Annotated in this window: 22 protein-coding genes, 2 tRNA genes and 1 pseudogene; 12 read left to right on the top strand and 13 right to left on the bottom strand. The window is 56.8% G+C overall.

Annotation, left to right across the window (positions count from 1 at the left end; translation table 11 throughout):
- Positions 1-231: 231 nt before the first annotated feature.
- From BUE09_RS06185 to BUE09_RS06175, 3 genes are read left to right on the top strand one after another with little or no spacing between them, the layout of a single operon-like run.
- Positions 232-438: a carbon storage regulator gene (locus tag BUE09_RS06185; RefSeq protein ID WP_073299817.1), complete on the top strand. Its 207-nt coding sequence runs from the start codon at positions 232-234 to the stop codon at positions 436-438.
- 46 nt (positions 439-484) lie between these two features.
- Complete coding sequence (locus BUE09_RS06180; protein WP_073299816.1) at positions 485-1,456, top strand: HipA domain-containing protein; 972 nt, start codon at positions 485-487, stop codon at positions 1,454-1,456.
- The gene (locus BUE09_RS06175; RefSeq protein WP_073299815.1) at positions 1,453-2,151 is read left to right on the top strand and encodes an HIRAN domain-containing protein; all 699 of its coding nucleotides are present in this window, start codon (positions 1,453-1,455) and stop codon (positions 2,149-2,151) included. Before BUE09_RS06180 ends, BUE09_RS06175 begins: the two co-directional genes overlap by 4 nt.
- Positions 2,152-2,208: 57 nt before the next feature.
- On the opposite strand, the gene BUE09_RS19995 is transcribed toward BUE09_RS06175, so the two are convergent.
- Positions 2,209-2,634 (bottom strand): hypothetical protein, encoded by a 426-nt coding sequence (locus tag BUE09_RS19995; RefSeq protein WP_083380739.1) that lies wholly within the window; start codon positions 2,632-2,634, stop codon positions 2,209-2,211.
- 644 nt (positions 2,635-3,278) lie between these two features.
- Between BUE09_RS19995 and BUE09_RS06165 the strand changes: the two genes are divergently transcribed.
- The 5 genes from BUE09_RS06165 to BUE09_RS06145 all read left to right on the top strand — a co-directional run bounded on the left by BUE09_RS06165 (position 3,279) and on the right by BUE09_RS06145 (position 7,258).
- Positions 3,279-3,701 carry a hypothetical protein gene (locus BUE09_RS06165; protein ID WP_073299814.1) on the top strand — a complete coding sequence of 141 codons (423 nt, stop codon included), beginning with the start codon at positions 3,279-3,281 and terminating at the stop codon, positions 3,699-3,701.
- Between the two features lie 355 nt (positions 3,702-4,056).
- On the top strand, positions 4,057-4,824 hold the full coding sequence (locus BUE09_RS06160) for a recombinase RecT (RefSeq protein ID WP_073299813.1): 768 nt from the start codon (positions 4,057-4,059) through the stop codon (positions 4,822-4,824).
- Positions 4,821-6,551 (top strand): YqaJ viral recombinase family protein, encoded by a 1,731-nt coding sequence (locus BUE09_RS06155; protein WP_417801217.1) that lies wholly within the window; start codon positions 4,821-4,823, stop codon positions 6,549-6,551. The genes BUE09_RS06160 and BUE09_RS06155 overlap by 4 nt, the downstream gene beginning before the upstream one ends.
- A gap of 51 nt (positions 6,552-6,602) precedes the next feature.
- Positions 6,603-7,001 (top strand): hypothetical protein, encoded by a 399-nt coding sequence (locus BUE09_RS06150; RefSeq protein WP_073299812.1) that lies wholly within the window; start codon positions 6,603-6,605, stop codon positions 6,999-7,001.
- Positions 6,998-7,258 carry a hypothetical protein gene (locus tag BUE09_RS06145; RefSeq protein ID WP_073299811.1) on the top strand — a complete coding sequence of 87 codons (261 nt, stop codon included), beginning with the start codon at positions 6,998-7,000 and terminating at the stop codon, positions 7,256-7,258. The genes BUE09_RS06150 and BUE09_RS06145 overlap by 4 nt, the downstream gene beginning before the upstream one ends.
- A gap of 31 nt (positions 7,259-7,289) precedes the next feature.
- Here BUE09_RS06145 and BUE09_RS06140 read toward each other — a convergent pair whose 3' ends face one another.
- From BUE09_RS06140 to BUE09_RS06125, 3 genes are all read right to left on the bottom strand, one after another.
- Positions 7,290-8,006 carry a hypothetical protein gene (locus BUE09_RS06140; RefSeq protein ID WP_073299810.1) on the bottom strand — a complete coding sequence of 239 codons (717 nt, stop codon included), beginning with the start codon at positions 8,004-8,006 and terminating at the stop codon, positions 7,290-7,292.
- A 577-nt stretch (positions 8,007-8,583) separates the two neighbouring features.
- Positions 8,584-9,054, bottom strand: a complete 471-nt coding sequence (locus BUE09_RS06130) for a hypothetical protein (protein WP_073299808.1) — start codon at positions 9,052-9,054, stop codon at positions 8,584-8,586.
- A 73-nt stretch (positions 9,055-9,127) separates the two neighbouring features.
- Complete coding sequence (locus BUE09_RS06125) at positions 9,128-9,721, bottom strand: hypothetical protein (RefSeq protein ID WP_073299807.1); 594 nt, start codon at positions 9,719-9,721, stop codon at positions 9,128-9,130.
- A gap of 271 nt (positions 9,722-9,992) precedes the next feature.
- Here BUE09_RS06125 and BUE09_RS06120 point away from each other — a divergent pair, with 271 nt between their 5' ends.
- Positions 9,993-10,313 (top strand): hypothetical protein, encoded by a 321-nt coding sequence (locus BUE09_RS06120; RefSeq protein ID WP_143164629.1) that lies wholly within the window; start codon positions 9,993-9,995, stop codon positions 10,311-10,313.
- 84 nt (positions 10,314-10,397) lie between these two features.
- Here BUE09_RS06120 and BUE09_RS06115 read toward each other — a convergent pair whose 3' ends face one another.
- Complete coding sequence (locus BUE09_RS06115; RefSeq protein WP_073299805.1) at positions 10,398-11,027, bottom strand: hypothetical protein; 630 nt, start codon at positions 11,025-11,027, stop codon at positions 10,398-10,400.
- A 210-nt stretch (positions 11,028-11,237) separates the two neighbouring features.
- On the opposite strand from BUE09_RS06115, the gene BUE09_RS06110 reads away from it, so the two are divergent.
- Both BUE09_RS06110 and BUE09_RS06105 read left to right on the top strand, forming a co-directional pair.
- A complete protein-coding gene (locus BUE09_RS06110; protein ID WP_073299804.1) occupies positions 11,238-11,474 on the top strand; it encodes a DUF4224 domain-containing protein in 237 nt (78 codons plus the stop codon).
- 1 nt (position 11,475) lies between these two features.
- Positions 11,476-12,525: a phage integrase gene (locus tag BUE09_RS06105; protein WP_073299803.1), complete on the top strand. Its 1,050-nt coding sequence runs from the start codon at positions 11,476-11,478 to the stop codon at positions 12,523-12,525.
- Between the two features lie 98 nt (positions 12,526-12,623).
- On the opposite strand, the gene BUE09_RS06100 is transcribed toward BUE09_RS06105, so the two are convergent.
- The 5 genes from BUE09_RS06100 to gacA all read right to left on the bottom strand — a co-directional run bounded on the left by BUE09_RS06100 (position 12,624) and on the right by gacA (position 15,944).
- Positions 12,624-12,697, bottom strand: a tRNA-Cys gene (locus BUE09_RS06100).
- Positions 12,698-12,741: 44 nt separating this feature from the next.
- Positions 12,742-12,817, bottom strand: a tRNA-Gly gene (locus BUE09_RS06095).
- Between the two features lie 70 nt (positions 12,818-12,887).
- On the bottom strand, positions 12,888-13,445 hold the full coding sequence (pgsA, locus tag BUE09_RS06090; RefSeq protein WP_019339070.1) for a CDP-diacylglycerol--glycerol-3-phosphate 3-phosphatidyltransferase: 558 nt from the start codon (positions 13,443-13,445) through the stop codon (positions 12,888-12,890).
- Between the two features lie 34 nt (positions 13,446-13,479).
- Positions 13,480-15,300, bottom strand: a complete 1,821-nt coding sequence (gene uvrC / locus BUE09_RS06085; protein WP_417778561.1) for an excinuclease ABC subunit UvrC — start codon at positions 15,298-15,300, stop codon at positions 13,480-13,482.
- The gene (gene gacA / locus BUE09_RS06080) at positions 15,300-15,944 is read right to left on the bottom strand and encodes a response regulator transcription factor GacA (protein WP_073299801.1); all 645 of its coding nucleotides are present in this window, start codon (positions 15,942-15,944) and stop codon (positions 15,300-15,302) included. Before gacA ends, uvrC begins: the two co-directional genes overlap by 1 nt.
- A 206-nt stretch (positions 15,945-16,150) precedes the next feature.
- Between gacA and BUE09_RS06075 the strand changes: the two genes are divergently transcribed.
- Complete coding sequence (locus BUE09_RS06075) at positions 16,151-16,891, top strand: ZIP family metal transporter (protein WP_073299800.1); 741 nt, start codon at positions 16,151-16,153, stop codon at positions 16,889-16,891.
- Positions 16,892-16,989: 98 nt separating this feature from the next.
- Here the strand turns inward: BUE09_RS06075 and BUE09_RS06070 are convergent, their stop codons facing one another.
- From BUE09_RS06070 to arsB, 3 genes and pseudogenes are all read right to left on the bottom strand, one after another.
- A complete protein-coding gene (locus BUE09_RS06070) occupies positions 16,990-17,226 on the bottom strand; it encodes a thioredoxin family protein (RefSeq protein WP_073299799.1) in 237 nt (78 codons plus the stop codon).
- Between the two features lie 19 nt (positions 17,227-17,245).
- A pseudogene (locus BUE09_RS06065) lies at positions 17,246-18,211 on the bottom strand (permease).
- A gap of 50 nt (positions 18,212-18,261) precedes the next feature.
- Complete coding sequence (arsB, locus tag BUE09_RS06060; RefSeq protein WP_073299798.1) at positions 18,262-19,341, bottom strand: ACR3 family arsenite efflux transporter; 1,080 nt, start codon at positions 19,339-19,341, stop codon at positions 18,262-18,264.
- Positions 19,342-19,497: the final 156 nt, after the last annotated feature.

The raw sequence follows: 19,497 nt of genomic DNA, 5'->3' as shown, positions 1-19,497 counted from the left end.
CGTGCGCTACTTACTGGGATGTTTGCCGGAACGGCAGTGCTGGCTTACGCCGCAGGCGTCCTGAGTGTTAACCACAGCAAGCCGAGCACTTGGGAAGAGTGCATGGTCGCAAACTTAGAGAAGGCGCACTCCCAAGCCGCGCTCTCAGTCCTATCTAAGCACTGCAACGCGTACCCCCGGCGCGGCTAGGCCAGCCCTCCATACAATCTAACAACGCAAGGAAGCGAAACCATGAGCTATCTAGTACTCACCCGCCGCGAAGGCGAAAAGATCACGCTGCGCGTTCAGCCGGGTACAAACGCTGACGACCTGCTAGCGCAGCTCCTTCTCGACGGCATCACCGTGACGGTCAAAGGCATCAAGGGCAGTCGCACACAGATCGCGATCGAGGCGCCGCTGGACCTGCAGATATTGCGGAGCGAGTTAGAAGAGGCATGAGCGCAGAGAGTAGTTTCGTTGCGCTTACCAAATCCAGGGTTGCCATATGAAGCAGCAGTTTGTTCAGAAATCTATTATAGAGATCGCGCACTGGCCGGAAGATGCCGAGTTCTCAGCTGCATATCCTGAAGGCGCGCGGCCAAAACGAACAGTCTTTTCTCCTGGCGATCCCGATGAGCTTTTCATTCTTAGCGATTGGCGCCATATGTTTAAGCGCTCCGACAAGAAATATCCAGAGCAGTACTGGGCGGAAATAATTGCATATCAGGTAGCGATGCTACTTAGCGTAAACGCTCCCCCATGTTTCGCTGCGATTGACTCAAGCCGGAGCCAATGCGGCGCGTTAAGTCCTTGGTTTTATGAAGAAGGTGACGAGTCATTTTATTCAGCCGGAAACTTCTTCCATAAATGGGTTCCCGATTTCGACCGGGACAAAGGAACCCAGCACAATATCATTGACGCAGACACGTTCAATAATCGCGTCCTAGGCAGAAATCAGATATATGAGTTTTGGAGCATGATGCTTTTTGACTCTTTGATCGGTAATACAGACCGACATCAGGATAACTGGGGCCATCTGTTAAAGGCTGTTCCGTTATCTAAAAGTGTAGCTAGGCGACGGCAAGAAAAGTTTGATGTTAAGTGGAGGTTTGCGCCGTGGTTTGATAACGGTACAAGCCTAGGGCATGAATTGCTTCCGGCAAAGTTTACTAAATGGGATGACGGGGCACTTGATCGGTACATACTCCGAGGTAAACACCACCTGCGTTACACCCGAGATTCGGGCGAGCGCATCGGGCACATAAATTGCTTTGCCCTGGTCGAAAAAAAATCTGACGTGAAATTATTGCTCTCGAAAAAGCTCAAAGGCTTCGATATCGGCCGGCTGGCAACGATCCTTGACCAGCTGGTTGCTTTGCCTGCACCTGATGGTGCTAATCTGACGTCTGAACGCGCCGAATTCATTCTTCGGCTAACGCGTAGACGCGCCGAGCTTCTGACGGAAAAACTAGCATGAGTGCGATCGAACACATCTATGAGCCATCACGACTGCTTTTGGTCTGGCATCCCACGGATGAAAGCCAACCACGCCATCGGCGAGTCGTAGGCGAGCTTGTTAGGCAGGGAGATGACGCTGTCTTTCGGTACCTAAAAGGAACCGATGATTTCGAAGCCGCATTGAACGAGGGCTTTTTTGAGTTTCCTGCATTTGCAGATAAAAAAGATAACGCCTCACAGGCAGGTGCGCTCGATGTCTTTTTACGCAGGATTCCGCCTCGCAAGCGAGAGGATTTCAAAGAGTATCTTGGCCAGTACAATTTACCGCCAGATTTTTCCGGCTCACCATTCTCTCTTCTCGGATATACCGGAGCGCGCCTAGCTAGCGATACGTTTGAGCTCTGCCCGGACCTGAGTGATGCGAAAGCGCCGCTCGATTTCGTGATCGAACTTTCAGGAGCACATCATTATCATGACCCAAGCCGGGCGCTAGCAGAGGGAGATGAAGTCGATTTTATAACGGACGATGATAACAAGCACGATGGCCAAGCTATTAGAGTTGAGTTACGCGGCTCTAAAATCGGTTACGTAAACAAAGCGCTGGCGCCGAGCTTTAGGAGATTATTACGAGAGGGAACCGTGCGCGGAACAATCTTAAAGACCTTTGTTTCTAGATCGAAACTGGGAATTATAGTTTTAGTGAAATACTCGTGACGGTTTCTAAGAGTGGTAATAACGACGAAGCCCCGCATTTAGCGGGGCTTTTTGCAACTACCCCGTCTCCAAATTGCGCACCATCGGCCAGCGATCATGGATCCACGCATACGCCTCCGGCGGCGTGCTGGTAACCACATACACGCGCCGAGCTTCACCCTCGCCCAGCACCAGGCAGTCCAGCCCATAGCCGGGCTGCATATCGAACCAGTGCGACTTCCGGCTGGCGTCCTTCTCCATGTAGCGGTCGATCAGCCCTAACGCGCGCTGCGGCCTGTACTTGTCCCAGCCGCCCCACTCGACCGTCTCCAGGCGCGCCCAGCCACCTTGCGGGCCTCTGCCGGCCTCCTCCCTTCTCCTGCCCCATTTTACCCAGCCAAGCGCTTCACCGCCTTCCAGCATCACAGGGAACGCGGCTTTGGGGCTGGGGAAATAGACCTTGAATGACCGCTCGGCATCGCGAGCCTCTACGCCTCCGCACATACCACATACCACCACTCGTTTGACCTTTAGATCAGCCTAGACGATGCACAGCGCTAGTGAAGTGCCGGTTGCTCCCTTCTCGCCACGGCGCCCTGATCATCGATCGATACACCGCACCAGTTATCAACTATCGGTTGTTGACAAGACATCAACTAATGGTTGATATTTGTTACCAGCCACGGCACATCCATGGCAGGGCCTACAAGCCCACCGCTCTTTAATAACCGATTGCACCGTTCAGTCCCGACAGGTCCGGCGTCAGCCGACAGCCTGAGCGATGGTGGATAAACCGACTGATACGCCAGTGAAGCTGGCCCACGCATGGCTCTGGTGACCATGCCGGCTCGACCTGTTGATGCATCTGGAATCAGCAGCCACCGAGACGCGCAGCGAGTACTCCCTGCCGGAGCCAAGATAAGGCGCAAGACCGGCACAGTGCGAAGCGGCGAAACAACGCCTCTCAGGGTGGCAAGTAACCGTGAACCGACAGCCAGAACGATAAGCCGCGCAAGACCCCAGCAGGTGAGCGCGGCAATCACCTATCCAAGCGCCCATCGAGACAGCCGCTTCCCCCCCACCCATAGCATTGGTCCTGCAATGAAGGAGGCGGCTGCCTGATTGGCGCCAACAGCGAGGGAAATGCGATGAGCAATCCAGAACAGGTATATACGGCGCGCAACCGCGACCGTGCGAATGCGGGCAACTACGGGGCTGCGGCCAAGTATCTGAGCCCAACGACAGAGCGCACCATTGAAAAGCGGCTTCAGGAGTCGCTCCGCAAGGCTAAGGCTTTGCGCGTCGCAAACCGGCTCGCGCAAGACATGCGAGTCAGGACCAGCGGCAACCCGACCGAATGCGGGCTTGCCCGGATAGCGTTTCAGCTCCATGCCATCCGTGAGGCCGAGAACTTCGACGCTCTGCTGTACCGGGACCGCTTTGCGGACGGGATGATCACTGCGGCGCTGGTGTTTGGCGTTATCCGGTACCCCGCGTACGACCGCCTGACCGGCCTTCGCCATAACGCTTTCACGCATCGCAACCGGGAGCTGCAGCCATGCACGTTCTGAAGGAAGTTGCGGGTGGCGCTGGCTTGTTTTTCGTCGTGGTCCCGTTCCTCGCCTATCTGGTCCATGTCGGCCTGCTGGGGGGTGTATGACCCGCTATCAGCGCGCCAAGCGCTACGCCTTCTGGCGCGGTTTTGCGCTCGCCCTGGCCGTGTTCACCGGCTGGATCTACCTGAGCGCGCTTGCTGGGGAGATCACCGGATGACCGAACGAGCCCTTCTGCTTTGCTGCGGCTTCGCCGCGATGAGCCTCTTCAGCCTGGCGATCGCCGGACGGCTGATGATCGAACACACCTTTTCCTGACCGTACCCAACTGACCGAAGCGCCAGCCCGTGAGGCTGTGCGCCTGGAGCTCTGCATGACTGATATCGCCGTATCCCCAAGCAAGGGGTTCAGCCTGACCCCGCAATCGCTCGACGAGGCCATGCGCTTCGCCGACATCCTGTCCAAATCCAGCATCGTTCCGAAGGACTTCAACGGCAACCCGGGCAACATCCTGGTGGCTATCCAGTGGGGTCTGGAGCTGGGCCTGCAGCCGATGCAGGCCATGCAGAACATCGCCGTTATCAACGGTCGCCCGGCACTTTGGGGCGACGCGGTGATCGCCCTGGTCCGCGGCTCACCACTGTGCGAATTCATCTACGAGACGGACGATGGGACCACCGCCACCTGCCGTGTGAAGCGTCGCGGCGAAGACGAGCAGGTCCGCACGTTCAGCATGGAGGACGCCAAGACCGCCGGCCTGATGGGCAAGTCTGGCCCTTGGACCCAGCACCCCAAGCGCATGCGCCAGATGCGGGCCCGCGCCTTCGCCCTACGTGACGTTTTCCCCGATGTGCTGCGTGGCATGCCGGTTGCCGAAGAAGTGCAAGACATGGCGCCGGAGCGCGACATGGGCACGGTTCGAACGGGCCAGCCGGCAGAGCGCAAGTCGCTCGAGAAGCAGCCTGAAGCTCTCCCGAGCTACGACGACACCGAGTTCGCCACGAAGCTGGTCGACTGGAAAGACCTGATCGAGGGCGGCAAAACCACCGCCGACCGCATCATCAAAATGTCCGCTTCCAAGGTCGGGCTGACTGAAGAGCAAAAACAAGCCATCCGCGACCTCGAGGTATCTGACGCATGAGCATGATCATTCACGACGTACAGCAGGGAAGCACTGAATGGCATGCCCTGCGCCTGGAGCACTTCACCGCCTCGGAGGCGCCGGCCATGCTTGGCGTCTCCAAGTACCAGACCCGCTCTGATCTGCTTCAGCAGAAGAAGACGGGCTTGGCGCCCGAGGTCGATGCCGCCACTCAGCGCCTGTTCGACAACGGCCACGCTACTGAAGCCATGGCCCGCCCAATCGTGGAGCGGATGATCGGCGAAGACCTGTATCCGGTGGTCGGCACGCTCGGTAACCTGCTGGCAAGCATGGACGGTATGACCATGCTGGGCGACACCCTGTTCGAGCACAAGGCACTCAACCAGTCCCTGATCCAGCAGATCGCCGCCGGCGAGCTGGAAGCCCACTATTGGGTCCAGCTGGAGCAGCAGCTGTATGTCAGCGGCGCCCAGCGCGTGATCTTCGTTTGCTCGGATGGTACTGAAGAGAATTTCCATCACCTCGAGTATCGGCCGGTACCGGGCCGTATCGAGCAGATCCTGGCTGGCTGGAAACAGTTCGAGGAAGACCTGGCTGCCTTCGTGCCGGAAGCGCCAGCCGTTCCCAAGGCCGTTGGCCGCACGCCGGAAACCCTGCCAGCGCTGCGCATCGAAGTCACTGGCATGGTCACCAACAGCAACCTGGACGCCTTCAAGGCCCACGCGCTGGACGTCATTGGTGCAATCAACCGTGATCTGGTCACTGATCAGGACTTCGCTGACGCGGAGCAAGCCGTGAAGTGGTGCGGCGAGGTCGAGGACAAACTGAAGGCCGCCAAGCAGCACGCCCTCAGCCAGACCGAGAGCATCGACAGGCTGTTCAGCACGCTCGACGACATCACCGCGGAGGCTCGCCGCACACGTCTCGAGCTGGACAAGCTGGTAAAGGCCATGAAGGAAACGCGCCGGCAGGAGATCAAGATCAGCGCCGAGACCGCGTTCGCTGCGCACATCGCCGCGATCAACAAGCGCCTCGGCAAGGTGCAGCTACCGCAGATTCGTGCGGATTTCGCCGGCGTGATGAAAGGCAAGCGCACGATCTCCACCCTGCAGGACGCCACCGATACCGAGCTGGCCCGTGTGAAGATCGAAGCCAACGCGATCGCGGAGGGCATTGAAACCAACCTAGTCAGCCTGCGCGAGCTCGCGAAAGACCATGCATTCCTCTTCACCGATGCGCAGCAACTAGTCTTGAAGGACAACGAAGCGCTGACCGCCATCGTGAAGGGGCGCATTGCAGAGCACGAAGCCGCCGAGCAGACCAAGGCCGAGGCGCGCGCCGAAGCTGAGCGCGAGCGAATCCGCGAGGAAGAACGCCAGCGGCTGGAGCAGGAGCAAAAGGAGCAAGCCGATCGGGCCGCTGCGGAACAGGCCGCAAAAATCGTCGAGCCACCTCAGGCACAACCGGCAGCAGCCGAGCCGATCAGCGACGTCGCGTCCGTTGCGCCAGTGTCGGAGGCAATCAGCCTTCGGCCAACAGCTTCGGCTGCCCCGGCTCAGCTGGCCGACGATGGCCAGCGCATCAAGCTGGGCGACATCAACGCTCGCCTCGGCTTCTCGCTGACGGCTGACTTCCTGCGCAGCATCGGCATCGAGTCGGTCGGCCGCGATCGCGCTGCGGTGCTCTACCGCGCCTCGGACTTTGCCCGCATTTGCACCACCTTGATTGCCCACATCGGCAGCCTCGAACAGCGCATTGCCGCCTAACCCCGCCACCCGATTCGGCGCCCACGCAGGGCGCCCTGACGGAGACTCATCATGCATCACCTCACCACACTCAACCTTCCGACTCCGCCTGGTCGGGAGACAGACCGGCGCGCCCTGGTCATTCAGGTCGGCGCTTTCCTCGCTAGCGGCGGAAAGATCACTCGCCTCGGGCATACCGAATGCGCCCCGCAGAAGGTGTCCTGCTGGAACACCAGTATCACCCGCCAAAACAAGGCGCGGCGCGAATACGAGCACCGCCAGGCTGAGCTAGCCAAGACCATCGCCGACCTGGCCATCCTCCAGACGGAGCTTGGCCCCATCCGCCGAACTTCGTACGAGATTTACAAAGCCCTGAAAGGCCAAGGCAGCAAGCTCAACTCCATCATGGTCGAGCAGATCGCCGCAAAGTTCGGCATCGAGCTGCGCGACGACGGCCGGTGCCGCGCATGACAGCCAAGTCCGCCGCAGACCGCCAGCGCGACAAGCGCGAGCGCGACCGCCTTGCAGAAGAGCAGCGCCTGGCTCGCCTTCTCTCCCGCTCGATCAAGCTGGACCTCTTCAAGGGCACCGACGCCAAGCTGGTGGAATTGATGAAGCAGGCCGGCATCGACGAGCCGCAAGACTTCATCACACGCGTGATACATGGCGCCCACCGGCTCAGCCAGCAGGCTCCGGCGGTGTATACGGATCTGGTACGGACTCCCTGAACGACCCCCAAAGACCGGTCACACCGCTGGCTTAAGGTTGCTGGATCTTCTTTGTTGCGGCCTCAGTAGTTTTGGCCTTTTCCTCTATTGCAGCGTTTAAAGAGCTGCGAATGCCATTCGGGGTACAAATCAAAATGTAATCGTCAAGCGCCATGTCCGCCTGAGCTAATGTTTGTATTTTCGCCGGCCATACTCCATCAGGCTCGTAGAGCTGTCTGTACACCACCGCCTCATGTTGCTTTTGCTGTTTTCGAACGAGACTTTCTAGTTCGTGAATATTAATTGACACTAGGTAGGACTCGTTATAGGCATCGAAAGAAGCAGAGCCAAAGCTGAACGCAGCACTGGTGCCCGCAATGACTCCAGAACTAGCTTCCGCCAGGCCCATAAGAGAGGCGACTAAGCCTCCTGTTAGGTTTGCCTCCTTCTGCATGTAATCACGATGAGCTTTGGTATACGAAAGCCTTTCGAAATAATCACGACAGATAAGCCGGCTATAAACGAATCCCGAACCAACATATGTTTCTAAGTCCGTTTGGCTCGGATTAGCTTTTCCTTTTACATTTTTGTAAGCATTAACCCAATCTCGCGCTTTCTCATCTTTGAAAGTTGTACTCTTTCCATCTTCGCCAGTTAACACTCCGTCGATCAGGGGGTTGCGAACACTTAAGGGCGTTTGGTGATTAGGGAAAAACGAGCAGCCAGCTGACAGAGATGTCAGCAACACAGCAATAACGTATCTTTTCATCAGAACCTCCTTGTCCGGCGCTTACCGGTCACCAAGTAGTAGCCCATCGTCCACAGCTTCGCCAGCTTGTACTTGCGGTATCCGCGGCTGGGTACGCATTGCGGTTGGTCTCACGATTCCATCGGGCAGCGAACCTGAAGCCACCAGGCCATCACCTGATTTCCTCACTGATAACTCGCTGCATCCAGCTATGGAGGCCGGCCTGCACCCGGAACAGCCCGTGGCCATTCTGCGCGCCAAGGTTCGCTTGGCCGAGTCACAAGGTTTAAACGTCTAGCCAAGCGTCTTCCACCCTCTCCTGAAGGATCAGCAGCGCGCGTGAGCTGGTCGGTGGGATGGCCCTGATCACATCCCGCTGGGCGTGCGCCAAGAGTTCTACCGCGACGCGGCGATGCTCAGCATTAGTGTCCGTTTCATTCGTCTTTTCGAAGAGGTGGACGATCCCACGGTCATCTACCTCAAAGGCGGGTGAAAAAATGAGCATGCTTGGGCTATTTGATCTGCTCGAGGCCGGGCAGCAGGCAGGGGCGGCATAAATACATAATCCGAGTGCGTGAAGCGCCCATCTACAGGTGGATTACCACGGTTTCAAGCAACCTTTCCGCGCGAGCAATATGAGTGCCTCTTCTAATTGCATAGCGGCATCGGAGAGGGTTCGAAACTGAACGTCGAAATCGTACCCAGGGGTAAGTTCCAATAGCATAAACATTTCTTTTTCAAGGTTATCCCACGCGGCTACCGCGGAGCTGACTTGGCGCGCGGAAAAAAGCATTCTTATCATTGTTATTTCATGGCCAAGGTTGTGTCGAGCAGCCGGCCAGCTGCTATCTAGCTGCTCATACTCGTATGCTGTAAGTCCAGTCATTTGGGCTTCCCCATTCGAGCGAGCTGTGAAATAACGATGCAACAGATTTGCTTTTTCCAGCGCTGAACAAATTCGGTTATACCGATCAATCCAGAGCTTCTCATGCTTCGTTCGGCTGAAAGCGAAATATGATCCAAAAACCACACCAACGAACGCAACAATTAGCGGCACCCAACTTTCCATTTATAGGCTCCCATTAAAAGCGTCGATTTAGCATCCCAACTTACTATGCTCAATACCGTGCCAATAAAAACGCCTACTCACCAGACTTAGCTCTATCCCATTCAATCTTGAGAATGACCTGGCAAAGTCGAATTACATCATCACAAGGTATCCTAGCCGAGGCGCCAACCTGGTCGCATACGTCGGACACATAATTGACGGCTACCATGAGATTTTCTGCATCCAATTCTTGAGGGTTTAACAGCAACTGTATTTTTGCCTTTAACCGGTTGAGTTCTGCAATCGCTGCAACGTGATCGCCCGTCCAGCTCGATATAGCTTTTGCATGTTCTGCTGGGTCTATGGAAAATAGTTTCGTCAAGTGAGTCGACTGCCCTTCGCGGACATTATTCAATCTCTGTACATTTAGGGCAGCCGCAATGAAGCAAGAGCATGTGTCTCTTAACTCGTTTATCCAGCCTTGCCTGCTACTCTTCAAAAAATGTTTGAATGCCGTCTCCTGCTGACTGGAGACGGTCTTCTCATGCCCCTTGATCGTTGCCCGAGCACTGACGACGACAATCACGGCCGTAATTAGGAAGCTGGCAACACTAATCCAATCCATTCCAGAGCTGATTGTTATCTCTGGTATTCGATGAATCGTCACGATCGAGTTTTCTATGGCCATCTGGCTTCCTGCTCCCTTTTCCACTTCCCATAATTTTACACAGAAGATCTGGTGATATTAGTAATATGAGAACGCTACCCCTGGGCTGCGATTGCGAATGCTAACGATCCATCGCTAACGCAGCAGGCGGTAGCGGCGTAGCAAGTCGGCGGTTTGTGGCCACCGACACCTGGCGCTCGACGCGGGGTGACCTGATTGGCAGAATACTGTACATCCAGCCAGTACTCTTTAAGCCATGTTCTTCCAAATCCTGCCACTGTATGAGCTCGGGGTGAAACGGTCGCAACGAGATCGGGACGCGTATCCGCGTGTCTATGGCGACGTGCAGATCCGTGTCGACCAGTTAACGCCGCTCGGTCGCCCGACGCTAACCGCATACCTTTTCAAGGCGATGCCGCACTTTCGTGATGAGCTGCCACGGCTCTATGAAGTGAACCTGGACGGAATGGCCACACTGGCCTTCGTCATTGAAGGGGTCGAGCTGGTAGATGGCTGCTTCTACCAGCAAGCCTGGCACTGCAAGGAACCAGAGCACAAGATCCAGGTTCCTTGGACGCTGTGCCCCCGGTCAACGCTGGATGAGCTGATCTAGCAAGAAAGCCTAGTCATAAGCTGTCTGCCCGAACTAGCAGACAACCCAAGCAGCAGTTCCGAGAAAAGGCGGGACGTTGCTCGGTCAAACAACTTCGGCCAAGAGCTCGTCGATCTGCTTGCCAAGATCTTCCAAGTACGCCCGCGTTTCTTTGATTTTTTGCCGGCTCTCTATCGCGAAAGGGAGGTGATCCAGCTCACTGAGGCTGTTGGAGTACATCGCGACGTGCTCGAAATCCATGCTGATAAACTGATCGTATAGGGTACCCGCTGCCCCTGGGAAGTCTTCAGCCTTCGCAATGAAGTGTTTGCTGCCATGCCATGCGACGCTGTATCGCTCCATGGCACGCCGCCAGGTTGCGTCACTCTCTACCTTCATATCCTCTAATATCTGATTCTTATCTCCTCCAGAACGAAGCTTCGCCAGTAGGCATCTCCTAGCGATGCTCAGGTGTTCTGGAAAAACTCGAAGCCCTTCTAATGCGCCCCGCAGTTGGACCATGGCCTGGTATCTGGCGGTGTGCCGTACTTGCTCTCGCCAGCCGGTCAATGCCCGCCAGGCGATAACTGCCGTAACCGCTCCGCCGAGATATCCTGTCATCTCCAGCCCCGACTTTACGGCTCGCGCGACGCCCTCATCAACACCGAGCCCTAGGCCGATCAGTATTCCTTGCGCCAGTAGCAGCCCGCAGCCAGCCGTCACAACCTTGTCCAATATTTATGTCCTCACGAACTCTGTATTCGAGGCGAGAGCATAGCGCGCAAGGCGTCCGATGAAACAAGACCTCGGCCGCTCTGCGGCCGAATTTGAAGTGCAGCTAGACCTATTCGAGTAAGCAATCGTCGGTTTCTGGCTCCAATCAACCCCCATACAAACCCTACCTACAACTTGCCACCCGAAATGCGGGAGGGAGGAGATTTGCCAATGGAAAGCGAAATTCTTTCCGATGAAGAGTTGGTGATGATCACCGGCTACCAGGCACGAGCATGGCAACGCCGTTGGCTCATTAGCCACGGCTGGCACTACATCGAAAGCCGCGGCAGGCGCCCGCTAGTAGGTCGGCAGTACGCCCGCCAACAGCTTGGTGCGCCTTCAGCAGAACCATCACCGTCCGCGCCGGCCAAGCAGGCATGGACCCCCGACTTTTCCAAAGTGAGTTGATATGCGCCCGCGTAAACCCGAGAACAGAAACCTTCCCGTCAACATGTATCGCCGTTCTCGGCTACGCAAAAACGGCAAAGTCTGGGTCAGCTTTTTCTATCGCGGACCTGACGGAAAGGACATTTCGCTGGGCGGCGACCTGAACAAGGCCCGCCTGCGCTGGGCGGAATTGGAAGCTCGCGAAGCGCCAGGCGACCTGAAGCTGATGAAGGCCATATTCGACCGATATGAGCGCGACATCATCCCGGGCAAATCGCCCCGCACCCAGCAGGACAACGCCGCAGAGCTCAGGAAGCTGCGGCCCGTCTTCGATGAAGCGCCCATCGAAGCAATCACGCCGGCGATGATCGCTCAATACAGGGACGCCCGCTCGGCGAAGACCCGGGCTAACCGGGAGATCGCGCTGCTCTCGCATGTATTCAACATCGCGCGTGAATGGGGCCTGTGTCAGCAGGCGAACCCCTGCCAGGGCGTACGCAAAAACAAAGAGAAGGTCCGCGATTACTACGCGAACGACGCCGTGTGGGGTGCCGTTTACAAAGCGGCCTGCCATGAATTGCGCGACGCCATGGATCTGGCGTACCTCACCGGGCAGCGTCCGGCCGACGTACTTAGCATGCGCCGCGATGATGTCGTGGACGGCCACCTGCTTGTAAGCCAGGGCAAGACCAGCAAGCGTCTACGCATCCAGACCCAATCTGAGGGCAAGCTGAACTCACTCGGGATCCTGCTCGAGCGCATCGCGGCAGGTAACGCGGGGCACCCCTCTTCTTTTCTGATCCTCAACAGGCGGGGCCTGCACGTATCGAGAGCCATGCTGCGCAACCGTTGGGATGATGCTCGAAACGCAGCAGCCCTAACGGCGGACGAACAGGGCGATCCTGATTTAGCGGTTCGTATTCGCCAGTTCCAGTTTCGCGACATACGCCCCAAGGCGGCCAGCGAGATCTTAGATCTGACCGACGCCAGCATGCTGCTGGGCCACACAAAAGAGCAAATCACCGAGAGGGTTTATCGCCGAGTCGGCGCCATCGTGAAACCTTCGAAATAGCGAGAGTTTTGGGACGCGTACCCAAAAGTTTTGGAACGCGGGTATTTTCGGCGCACATAAAAAAGCCCCGAAGGCTAGAGCCTGCGGGGCTTTGATAATGGAGGCCGATGTCGGAATCGAACCGGCGTACACGGATTTGCAATCCGCTGCATAACCACTCTGCCAACCGGCCTCAAACCGATGACGCCGCATACAGCGGCGTCATCGTCAACAAACTGGAGCGGGAAACGAGACTCGAACTCGCGACCCCGACCTTGGCAAGGTCGTGCTCTACCAACTGAGCTATTCCCGCATCGTCTTGGTGACGGGCGCCATTTTATAGTTTCAGCACGCCCCGTCAAGCCCTTGATTAAAAAAGTTTTTTATTTCTTTTCCGTAGGGCTGAGATGGGGCCACGCGGCCATCAGGTAATTGACCATCGACCACAGCGTCAGTCCTGCAGCGACGATCAGCAAGGCATAACCCAGTCCAACCCAGACGGTTGTCAGCGGAGGATTGGCCAGCAGAATAATAAGTGCCACCATTTGTGCTGCGGTTTTCCACTTGCCGAGATTGGACACCGCCACCTGTGCCCGGGCGCCCAGCTCTGCCATCCATTCGCGCAAAGCCGACACCACGATCTCCCTGCCGATGATGATCGCTGCCGGCAAGGTCAACCAGAGGTTCGAATGTTCCTCAACCAGCAGCACCAGGGCCACCGCCACCATCAGTTTGTCGGCTACTGGATCAAGGAAGGCGCCGAATGGCGTGCTCTGCTGAAGTTTGCGGGCCAGATACCCATCCAGCCAATCGGTGATGGCCGCGATTGCGAATACCGCACTCGCCGCCAGGTAGCTCCATTGGAAAGGCAGATAGAACAATAGGATGATGATCGGTATCAGCAGTACGCGCAGCACGGTGAGAATGTTTGGGATGTTCATCGATACCACTGGTCCGCGGATTTAGAGGGTGATTCTACTCACTGTGCAGAGCGGCATAAATCGACTCGGCAAGCTTTTTACTGATACCCGGTGCCTTGGCGATTTCGTCAAGACTCGCACGGCTGAGTTCTTGAAGACCACCGAAGTGCTTGAGCAGTTCTCGGCGGCGTTTCGGTCCGATGCCGGGCACACCCTCTAGCGTCGAGGTAGTACGCGCTTTACTCCTTCGCGCTCTGTGACCGGTGATTGCAAAGCGGTGGGCTTCGTCGCGCACCTGTTGGATCAGATGGAGCGCAGGTGAATCGCCCGGCAATGTAAATTCATGTGCTGCATCGTTCAGATACAAGGTCTCCAGGCCCGGCTTGCGGGTGACACCCTTGGCGACCCCCAGCAGGATCAGGTCAGGCACCGCCAGCTCCTGTAACACTTCGCGAGCCATGTTCATCTGGCCCTTACCGCCGTCCACCAGCAGGATGTCAGGCAGCTTGCCCTCCCCCTCGGCTGCTTTCTTAAAGCGGCGCGAGAGCGCCTGGTGCATCGCGGCGTAGTCATCGCCGGCGATAACGCCTTCGATGTTGTAGCGACGGTAGTCGGACTTCAGTGGCCCTTCCGGGCCGAACACCACACAGGATGCGACTGTTGCTTCGCCACTGGAGTGGCTGATGTCGAAACATTCCAGCCGACTCGGCTGCTCATCCATATCCAACGCCTCAGCCAGTGCCTGGAACCGTGCGGCCAGGTGCTGACGGCTTGCCAGCCTTGCACCGAGCGCCTGTTCGGCGTTGGTCAGCGCCAGCTGCTGCCAGCGCGCCCGGGTACCGCGAACACGATGGGTAATGGTCAGTTCCACATCACGAAGCTCGGCCACCGCGCTGATCAGCGTTTCGAAGTCTTCATGTACGGCGTTGACGATCAGCTCGGATGGAAGATCACGCTCCATGGAGCTGAGGTAATACTGCTCCAAGAATGCTTGTAGTACATCGCTGACGCTTTCCTCAATGGCAACCTGAGGAAAAAAATTCTTGCTCCCTAATACACGGCCGCTGCGAACGCTGATCAGATGCACACAGGCGCCACCCGGGCTAACCACGGAGGAAACGATATCGACATTGCCGCTGCCGCCTTCCATGCTCTGCTGATCCTGGACGCGGCGCAGGATGCCGATCTGATCGCGAATCTCCGCGGCGCGCTCGAAATCAAGCGCCATCGCAGCCTTCTCCATGTTCTTTGAAAGCTCCTCGGCGAGGGCATTGCTGCGCCCTTCCAGGAACATGACCGAATGACGAACGTCTTCGGCATATTCCTCCGGATTCACCAGATTCACACATGGAGCCTTGCAGCGCTTGATCTGATACTGCAGGCACGGGCGGGTGCGATTGCGGTAGTAGCTGTCCTCACACTGGCGCACGAAAAACGCCTTTTGCAACAGGCTCAGGCTCTCGCGGATGGCGCCGGCGCTGGGATAGGGACCGAAATAGCGACCCACTTCCTTTTTAGCGCCTCGGTGAATGCTGAGTCGAGGAAAATCACCACTCGAAAGAAACACATAGGGGTACGACTTATCGTCGCGTAGCAGAATGTTGTACGGCGGTCGCCATTGCTTGATCAGTGTTTGTTCAAGCAGTAGCGCTTCGGTTTCGTTTGCCGTGATCGTCGTTTCGACCTGCGCGATTCTGGCCACGAGTGCGGCGGTTTTCGGCGCTTGCCCGACCTTGCGGAAGTAACTGGCCAGGCGCTTTTTTAGATTCTTCGCTTTTCCTACATAAAGCAGTTTGGCTTCGGCATCGAACATCCGGTAGACCCCGGGGCGTCCACTGCAAGAAGCCAGGAATGCTGAGGAATCGAAGCCGCTCATCAATTGATGGTGTCGACCATGCCGTGTCGAACGGCGAGTAACGCAAGCTCGACGTCACTGGTGATCGACAGCTTTTCGTAGATGCGGTAGCGATAGGTGTTGACGGTCTTGGGCGACAAACAGAGCTTGTCGGAAATAGCCTGGACCTTCTGACAATTGGCGATCATCAGCGCTATCTGGATTTCCCGTTCGGAGAGCAGATCGAAAGGAGAGCCGTTGACCTTGGGTTGAAATGACTTCAACGCGAGTTGCTGGGCGATCTGAGGGCTGATGTAACGCTGGCCTGCGAACACCATACGAATCGCCTGAATCATTTCTTCCAGCGCGGCACCTTTGGTCAGGTAGCCGGCTGCACCGGCCTGAAGCAGTCGCGTTGGAAAGGGATCTTCCTCGCATATGGTGACCGCGATAACCTTGATGTCGGGGTAGCTGCGCACCAGCTTGCGAGTCGCCTCGAGGCCGCCGATACCGGGCATCTTCACGTCCATCAGCACGACGTCGGGCTTGAGCTCACGAGACTTCTTGATCGCTACTTCGCCGGATTCCGCCTGACCGACCACTTGTAGGCCATCGATATCAGCAAGCATGCGGGAAATGCCTGTGCGCACTAGATCGTGGTCATCGACCACAAGCCCCCTAATCAAGCAGACACCTCTTTCTAGGCAAATTCAAAGCTGGGCTGGCTGCTCGCTTCATAAGCGGCGAACTTTAACAAAAAAAATACTGCATTACCCAGACCATACATCGCAGCATGGCGTTTTAACATCACCGAATCGACTTACGCAGCTTTCCGAGTGAACGCGAAAACGCAGACTGAAGTCGTTGGTAATGATCAAATCGTTACCCATGCATGGAGTCACTCTTGTTTGCCAGCTTCGTCGCCGCCCTTGTTCTGGCTACCGTTCATATTTTTGCAGGCCGTTTGCGCAGGCTTAATAGTCTGCCCCGTAGCCGGTGGCTTTCCATGGCTGGGGGCGTTTCGGTGGCTTACGTGTTCGTCCATCTGCTGCCCGAACTGGCGCGCAGTCAGGCAGTGATGGATGGCAGTGATATCCGGGTGCTCAGTTACCTGGAGCATCATGTCTACTTGCTGGCCCTGCTTGGCCTCGCCTCATTCTATGGCTTGGAACGGCTGATCAAGGAACACCGTCGTCGCTTGCCGGAAAATGCCGAATCCCATGCGGGTGTGTTCTGGCTGCATATCGGCGCATTCGCGGTTTACAACGGCCTCATTGGTTATCTGCTGATTCAGGGTGAAAACAGCAGCCTGACTACGCTGGTACTCTATTGCGTCGCGATGGGCCTGCATTTTCTGGTTAATGACTTCGCCCTTCAACACGACCACAAGAGGTTGTTCAGGCGCCGCGGTCGCTGGCTCCTCGCCGCGATGCCGCTTGCAGGTTGGACGCTCGGTCTCGCTACGGAGGTTTCGGAGCTCGCCGTTTCGGCACTGACCGCGTTTGTAGGCGGCTCGATCATTCTGAACGTATTGAAAGAGGAATTACCCGAAGAGCGCGATAGCCGCTTCAGTGCCTTCCTGCTCGGTTCGGTCGGCTATTCGGTGTTGCTGCTCAGCTTTCAGGGCAGCTAGCCGGGGCGCGCGCGACCTCCGGCTTGGCCCGCGGCCGGTACCGTCACCGCGCCATGAAGGCGGGTAAATATGACACCAGCCATGGGAGGACTCTCGGCTCAGCGAGCCTGCAGCAACCTCTCGATTTCGTTTGGCGTCAGTACTTTTCCCATAGACACGACTTTGTCGTCAACCGCCAGAGCCGGTGTCGACATGACTCCGTGAGCGGCAATCTCCGCCATGTCGGTGACCTTGACGATCTGTGCTTCGATACCGAGATCGCTGACCGCTTGCTGAGCATTCTCAGTGAGCGCAACGCACTTTTTGCAGCCTGTACCAAGGATTTTAATGATCATGAAGTGATTCCGTTAGACGTCATAGAAGCAGGTGACTGATGCTGTTGAAGAGGTAACCGATCAGCATGATGCCGACCACCACAATGCCAAAAAAGAGTGCCAGCAGCGGCGCCTGAACAACCTTTTTCAGCATGATGAGCGACGGCAGGGACAGCGCAGTGACCGCCATCATGAAGGCCAGCACAGTGCCAATGCCGACACCTTTTCCGACCAGCGCCTCTGCAATTGGCAGGGTGCCGAAGATGTCGGCGTACATCGGCACACCGACGAGCGCAGCCAGCGGCACCGACCACCAGTGGTCCTGCCCAATGGCGTCAGTGATCATCTCTTCCGGAATTCAGTTGTGTATCGCCGCGCCAATGCCAACCCCGAGCAGCACGTAAAGCCAGACCCTTCGGGCGATTTCGATGACCTGATCCCGTGCATAACCTAACCGGTCGCGCAGTGCCAGTTGCTCTTCAGGGAGCTCGAGAGCCTTGTGCTGGGTTACGAAGGCTTCAACGTAGCGCTCCATCTGTGCTTTGCCAATGAGCGTCCCGCCAACTACCGCCAGGATGATGCCGACCACGACGTAGGCCAGCGCGATGGACCAATTGAACACGCTGGCCAATAGGATCATCGAGGCCAGGTCCACCAGCGGCGAAGAAATGAGAAAGGAGAACGTCACGGCTAGCGGCAGCCCGGAGCTGGTAAAGCCGATGAACAACGGGATCGATGAGCAAGAGCAAAAAGGCGTGACTGTGCCGAGCAATGCCCCAGTCAAGTTTGCCTTGAAACCATGCATGCCGCCGAGAATCCGCCGGGTGCGCTCCGGTGGAAAGTAACTTTGTACCCACGAAATCAGGAAGATCAAAGCCGAAAGCAGAATGAAGATCTTGATTACGTCATATATGAAGAAATGCAGACTGCCACCCAGGCGGCTGGCCAGGTCCAGGCCGAATACCTCTTCGAGCAGTAAGCGCACCAGAGAGGACAGCCAATCCATTCGCAATAGCTGGTCATTGAGCCACGTGAAAGCGTCCACCTGCTTCTCGTCTAATCTCGCGGAAGCGCCCGCTCGTACCAGTCTCGACTTTTATTGACGGTACGAACCAGCCAAAGCATTACCGGCACCTCGATGAGCACCCCTACGACCGTCGCCAGCGCCGCACCCGAGTTGAAGCCGTACAGCACGATCGCGACGGCTACAGCGAGCTCGAAGAAATTCGACGCGCCGATCATGGCAGACGGCCCGGCGATGTCATGGCGTACTTTCAGCTGTCGGTTGAGCCAGTAGCCCAACGCGGCAATCACGAGCGTTTGCAGCAGGATCGGAACCGCCAACATGGCGATCACCAGAGGCTGTTCGACAATCGCTTCACCTTGAAAGGAGAACAGCAAAACGAGGGTCGCCAGCAGCGCCACGATAGCGAACGGCTGAATATGTGCCAGTGCTGCCTGAAACTTATCTTCACCACGCCTGCGAACGCCAAAGCGAATGAGCTGAGCAATCGTCAGTGGGATGACGATATACATCACGACGGAAAGGATCAGCGTATCCCAGGGCACAGGGATCGACGAGACGCCCAACAGCAAGGCCACGATGGGCGCAAAGGCAAACACCATAATCAGGTCGTTCACCGCCACTTGAGTCAGCGTGAAGTTGGCGTTGCCGTTACACAGGTTGCTCCAGACGAACACCATGGCGGTGCAAGGCGCTGCGCCGAGCAGGATCAATCCGGCGACGTAGCTATCGATCTGCTCAGCCGGAAGCCAGCCCGCGAATACATGTCGGAGAAACAGCCAGGCAAGAAACGCCATGGTGAAAGGTTTGATTGCCCAGTTCACGAGGAGAGTTACGCCCATACCGGCGCGGTGCTCAAAGACTTCATGGAGAGCGCTGAAGTCGATTTTCATCAGCATCGGGATGATCATCACCCAGATCAGCACCCCTACGGGGATGTTCACGTTTGCCAGCTCCATCGCACCGACCGTCTGTGCCGCCTTTGGGGCGAACAGCCCAATGAGTGTCCCTGCAACGATGCACAGAAAGACCCAAAGGGTCAGGTAACGCTCAAAGAAACCGATCGGTGCACCGGCGGCTTTTTTTCCTATGGTTTCGCATTGGGTAGACATGGAGCTTCTCGTTATTTCATCTAGGTAGCGGTTTTGAAGCGCTAGCAGCCGGCGGTGGCTCTGTCAGCATCGGATTTATCTGATGGGCCATGCGCCGCGCACGGCAGTTCACCTCCATCAAAGGTCACGTCCCGGTCATCCTGCTGCGCTTGTATA

The sequence above is a fragment of the Stutzerimonas xanthomarina DSM 18231 genome (assembly GCF_900129835.1).
Taxonomy (GTDB): domain Bacteria; phylum Pseudomonadota; class Gammaproteobacteria; order Pseudomonadales; family Pseudomonadaceae; genus Stutzerimonas; species Stutzerimonas xanthomarina.
Note: the sequence above shows the minus strand (reverse complement) of the source record. Positions and strands in the feature narration are given on the sequence as shown.

Bases quoted from the DNA above. Each gene is read 5' to 3' on its own strand.
- BUE09_RS06185 (WP_073299817.1), top strand. From the start codon at position 232: ATGAGCTATCTAGTACTCACCCGCCGCGAAGGCGAAAAGATCACGCTG.
- BUE09_RS06180 (WP_073299816.1), top strand. From the start codon at position 485: ATGAAGCAGCAGTTTGTTCAGAAATCTATTATAGAGATCGCGCACTGG.
- BUE09_RS06175 (WP_073299815.1), top strand. From the start codon at position 1,453: ATGAGTGCGATCGAACACATCTATGAGCCATCACGACTGCTTTTGGTC.
- BUE09_RS19995 (WP_083380739.1), bottom strand. From the start codon at position 2,634: ATGTGCGGAGGCGTAGAGGCTCGCGATGCCGAGCGGTCATTCAAGGTC.
- BUE09_RS06165 (WP_073299814.1), top strand. From the start codon at position 3,279: ATGAGCAATCCAGAACAGGTATATACGGCGCGCAACCGCGACCGTGCG.
- BUE09_RS06160 (WP_073299813.1), top strand. From the start codon at position 4,057: ATGACTGATATCGCCGTATCCCCAAGCAAGGGGTTCAGCCTGACCCCG.
- BUE09_RS06155 (WP_417801217.1), top strand. From the start codon at position 4,821: ATGAGCATGATCATTCACGACGTACAGCAGGGAAGCACTGAATGGCAT.
- BUE09_RS06150 (WP_073299812.1), top strand. From the start codon at position 6,603: ATGCATCACCTCACCACACTCAACCTTCCGACTCCGCCTGGTCGGGAG.
- BUE09_RS06145 (WP_073299811.1), top strand. From the start codon at position 6,998: ATGACAGCCAAGTCCGCCGCAGACCGCCAGCGCGACAAGCGCGAGCGC.
- BUE09_RS06140 (WP_073299810.1), bottom strand. From the start codon at position 8,006: ATGAAAAGATACGTTATTGCTGTGTTGCTGACATCTCTGTCAGCTGGC.
- BUE09_RS06130 (WP_073299808.1), bottom strand. From the start codon at position 9,054: ATGGAAAGTTGGGTGCCGCTAATTGTTGCGTTCGTTGGTGTGGTTTTT.
- BUE09_RS06125 (WP_073299807.1), bottom strand. From the start codon at position 9,721: ATGGCCATAGAAAACTCGATCGTGACGATTCATCGAATACCAGAGATA.
- BUE09_RS06110 (WP_073299804.1), top strand. From the start codon at position 11,238: ATGGAAAGCGAAATTCTTTCCGATGAAGAGTTGGTGATGATCACCGGC.
- BUE09_RS06105 (WP_073299803.1), top strand. From the start codon at position 11,476: ATGCGCCCGCGTAAACCCGAGAACAGAAACCTTCCCGTCAACATGTAT.
- pgsA (WP_019339070.1), bottom strand. From the start codon at position 13,445: ATGAACATCCCAAACATTCTCACCGTGCTGCGCGTACTGCTGATACCG.
- uvrC (WP_417778561.1), bottom strand. From the start codon at position 15,300: ATGAGCGGCTTCGATTCCTCAGCATTCCTGGCTTCTTGCAGTGGACGC.
- BUE09_RS06075 (WP_073299800.1), top strand. From the start codon at position 16,151: ATGGAGTCACTCTTGTTTGCCAGCTTCGTCGCCGCCCTTGTTCTGGCT.
- BUE09_RS06070 (WP_073299799.1), bottom strand. From the start codon at position 17,226: ATGATCATTAAAATCCTTGGTACAGGCTGCAAAAAGTGCGTTGCGCTC.
- arsB (WP_073299798.1), bottom strand. From the start codon at position 19,341: ATGTCTACCCAATGCGAAACCATAGGAAAAAAAGCCGCCGGTGCACCG.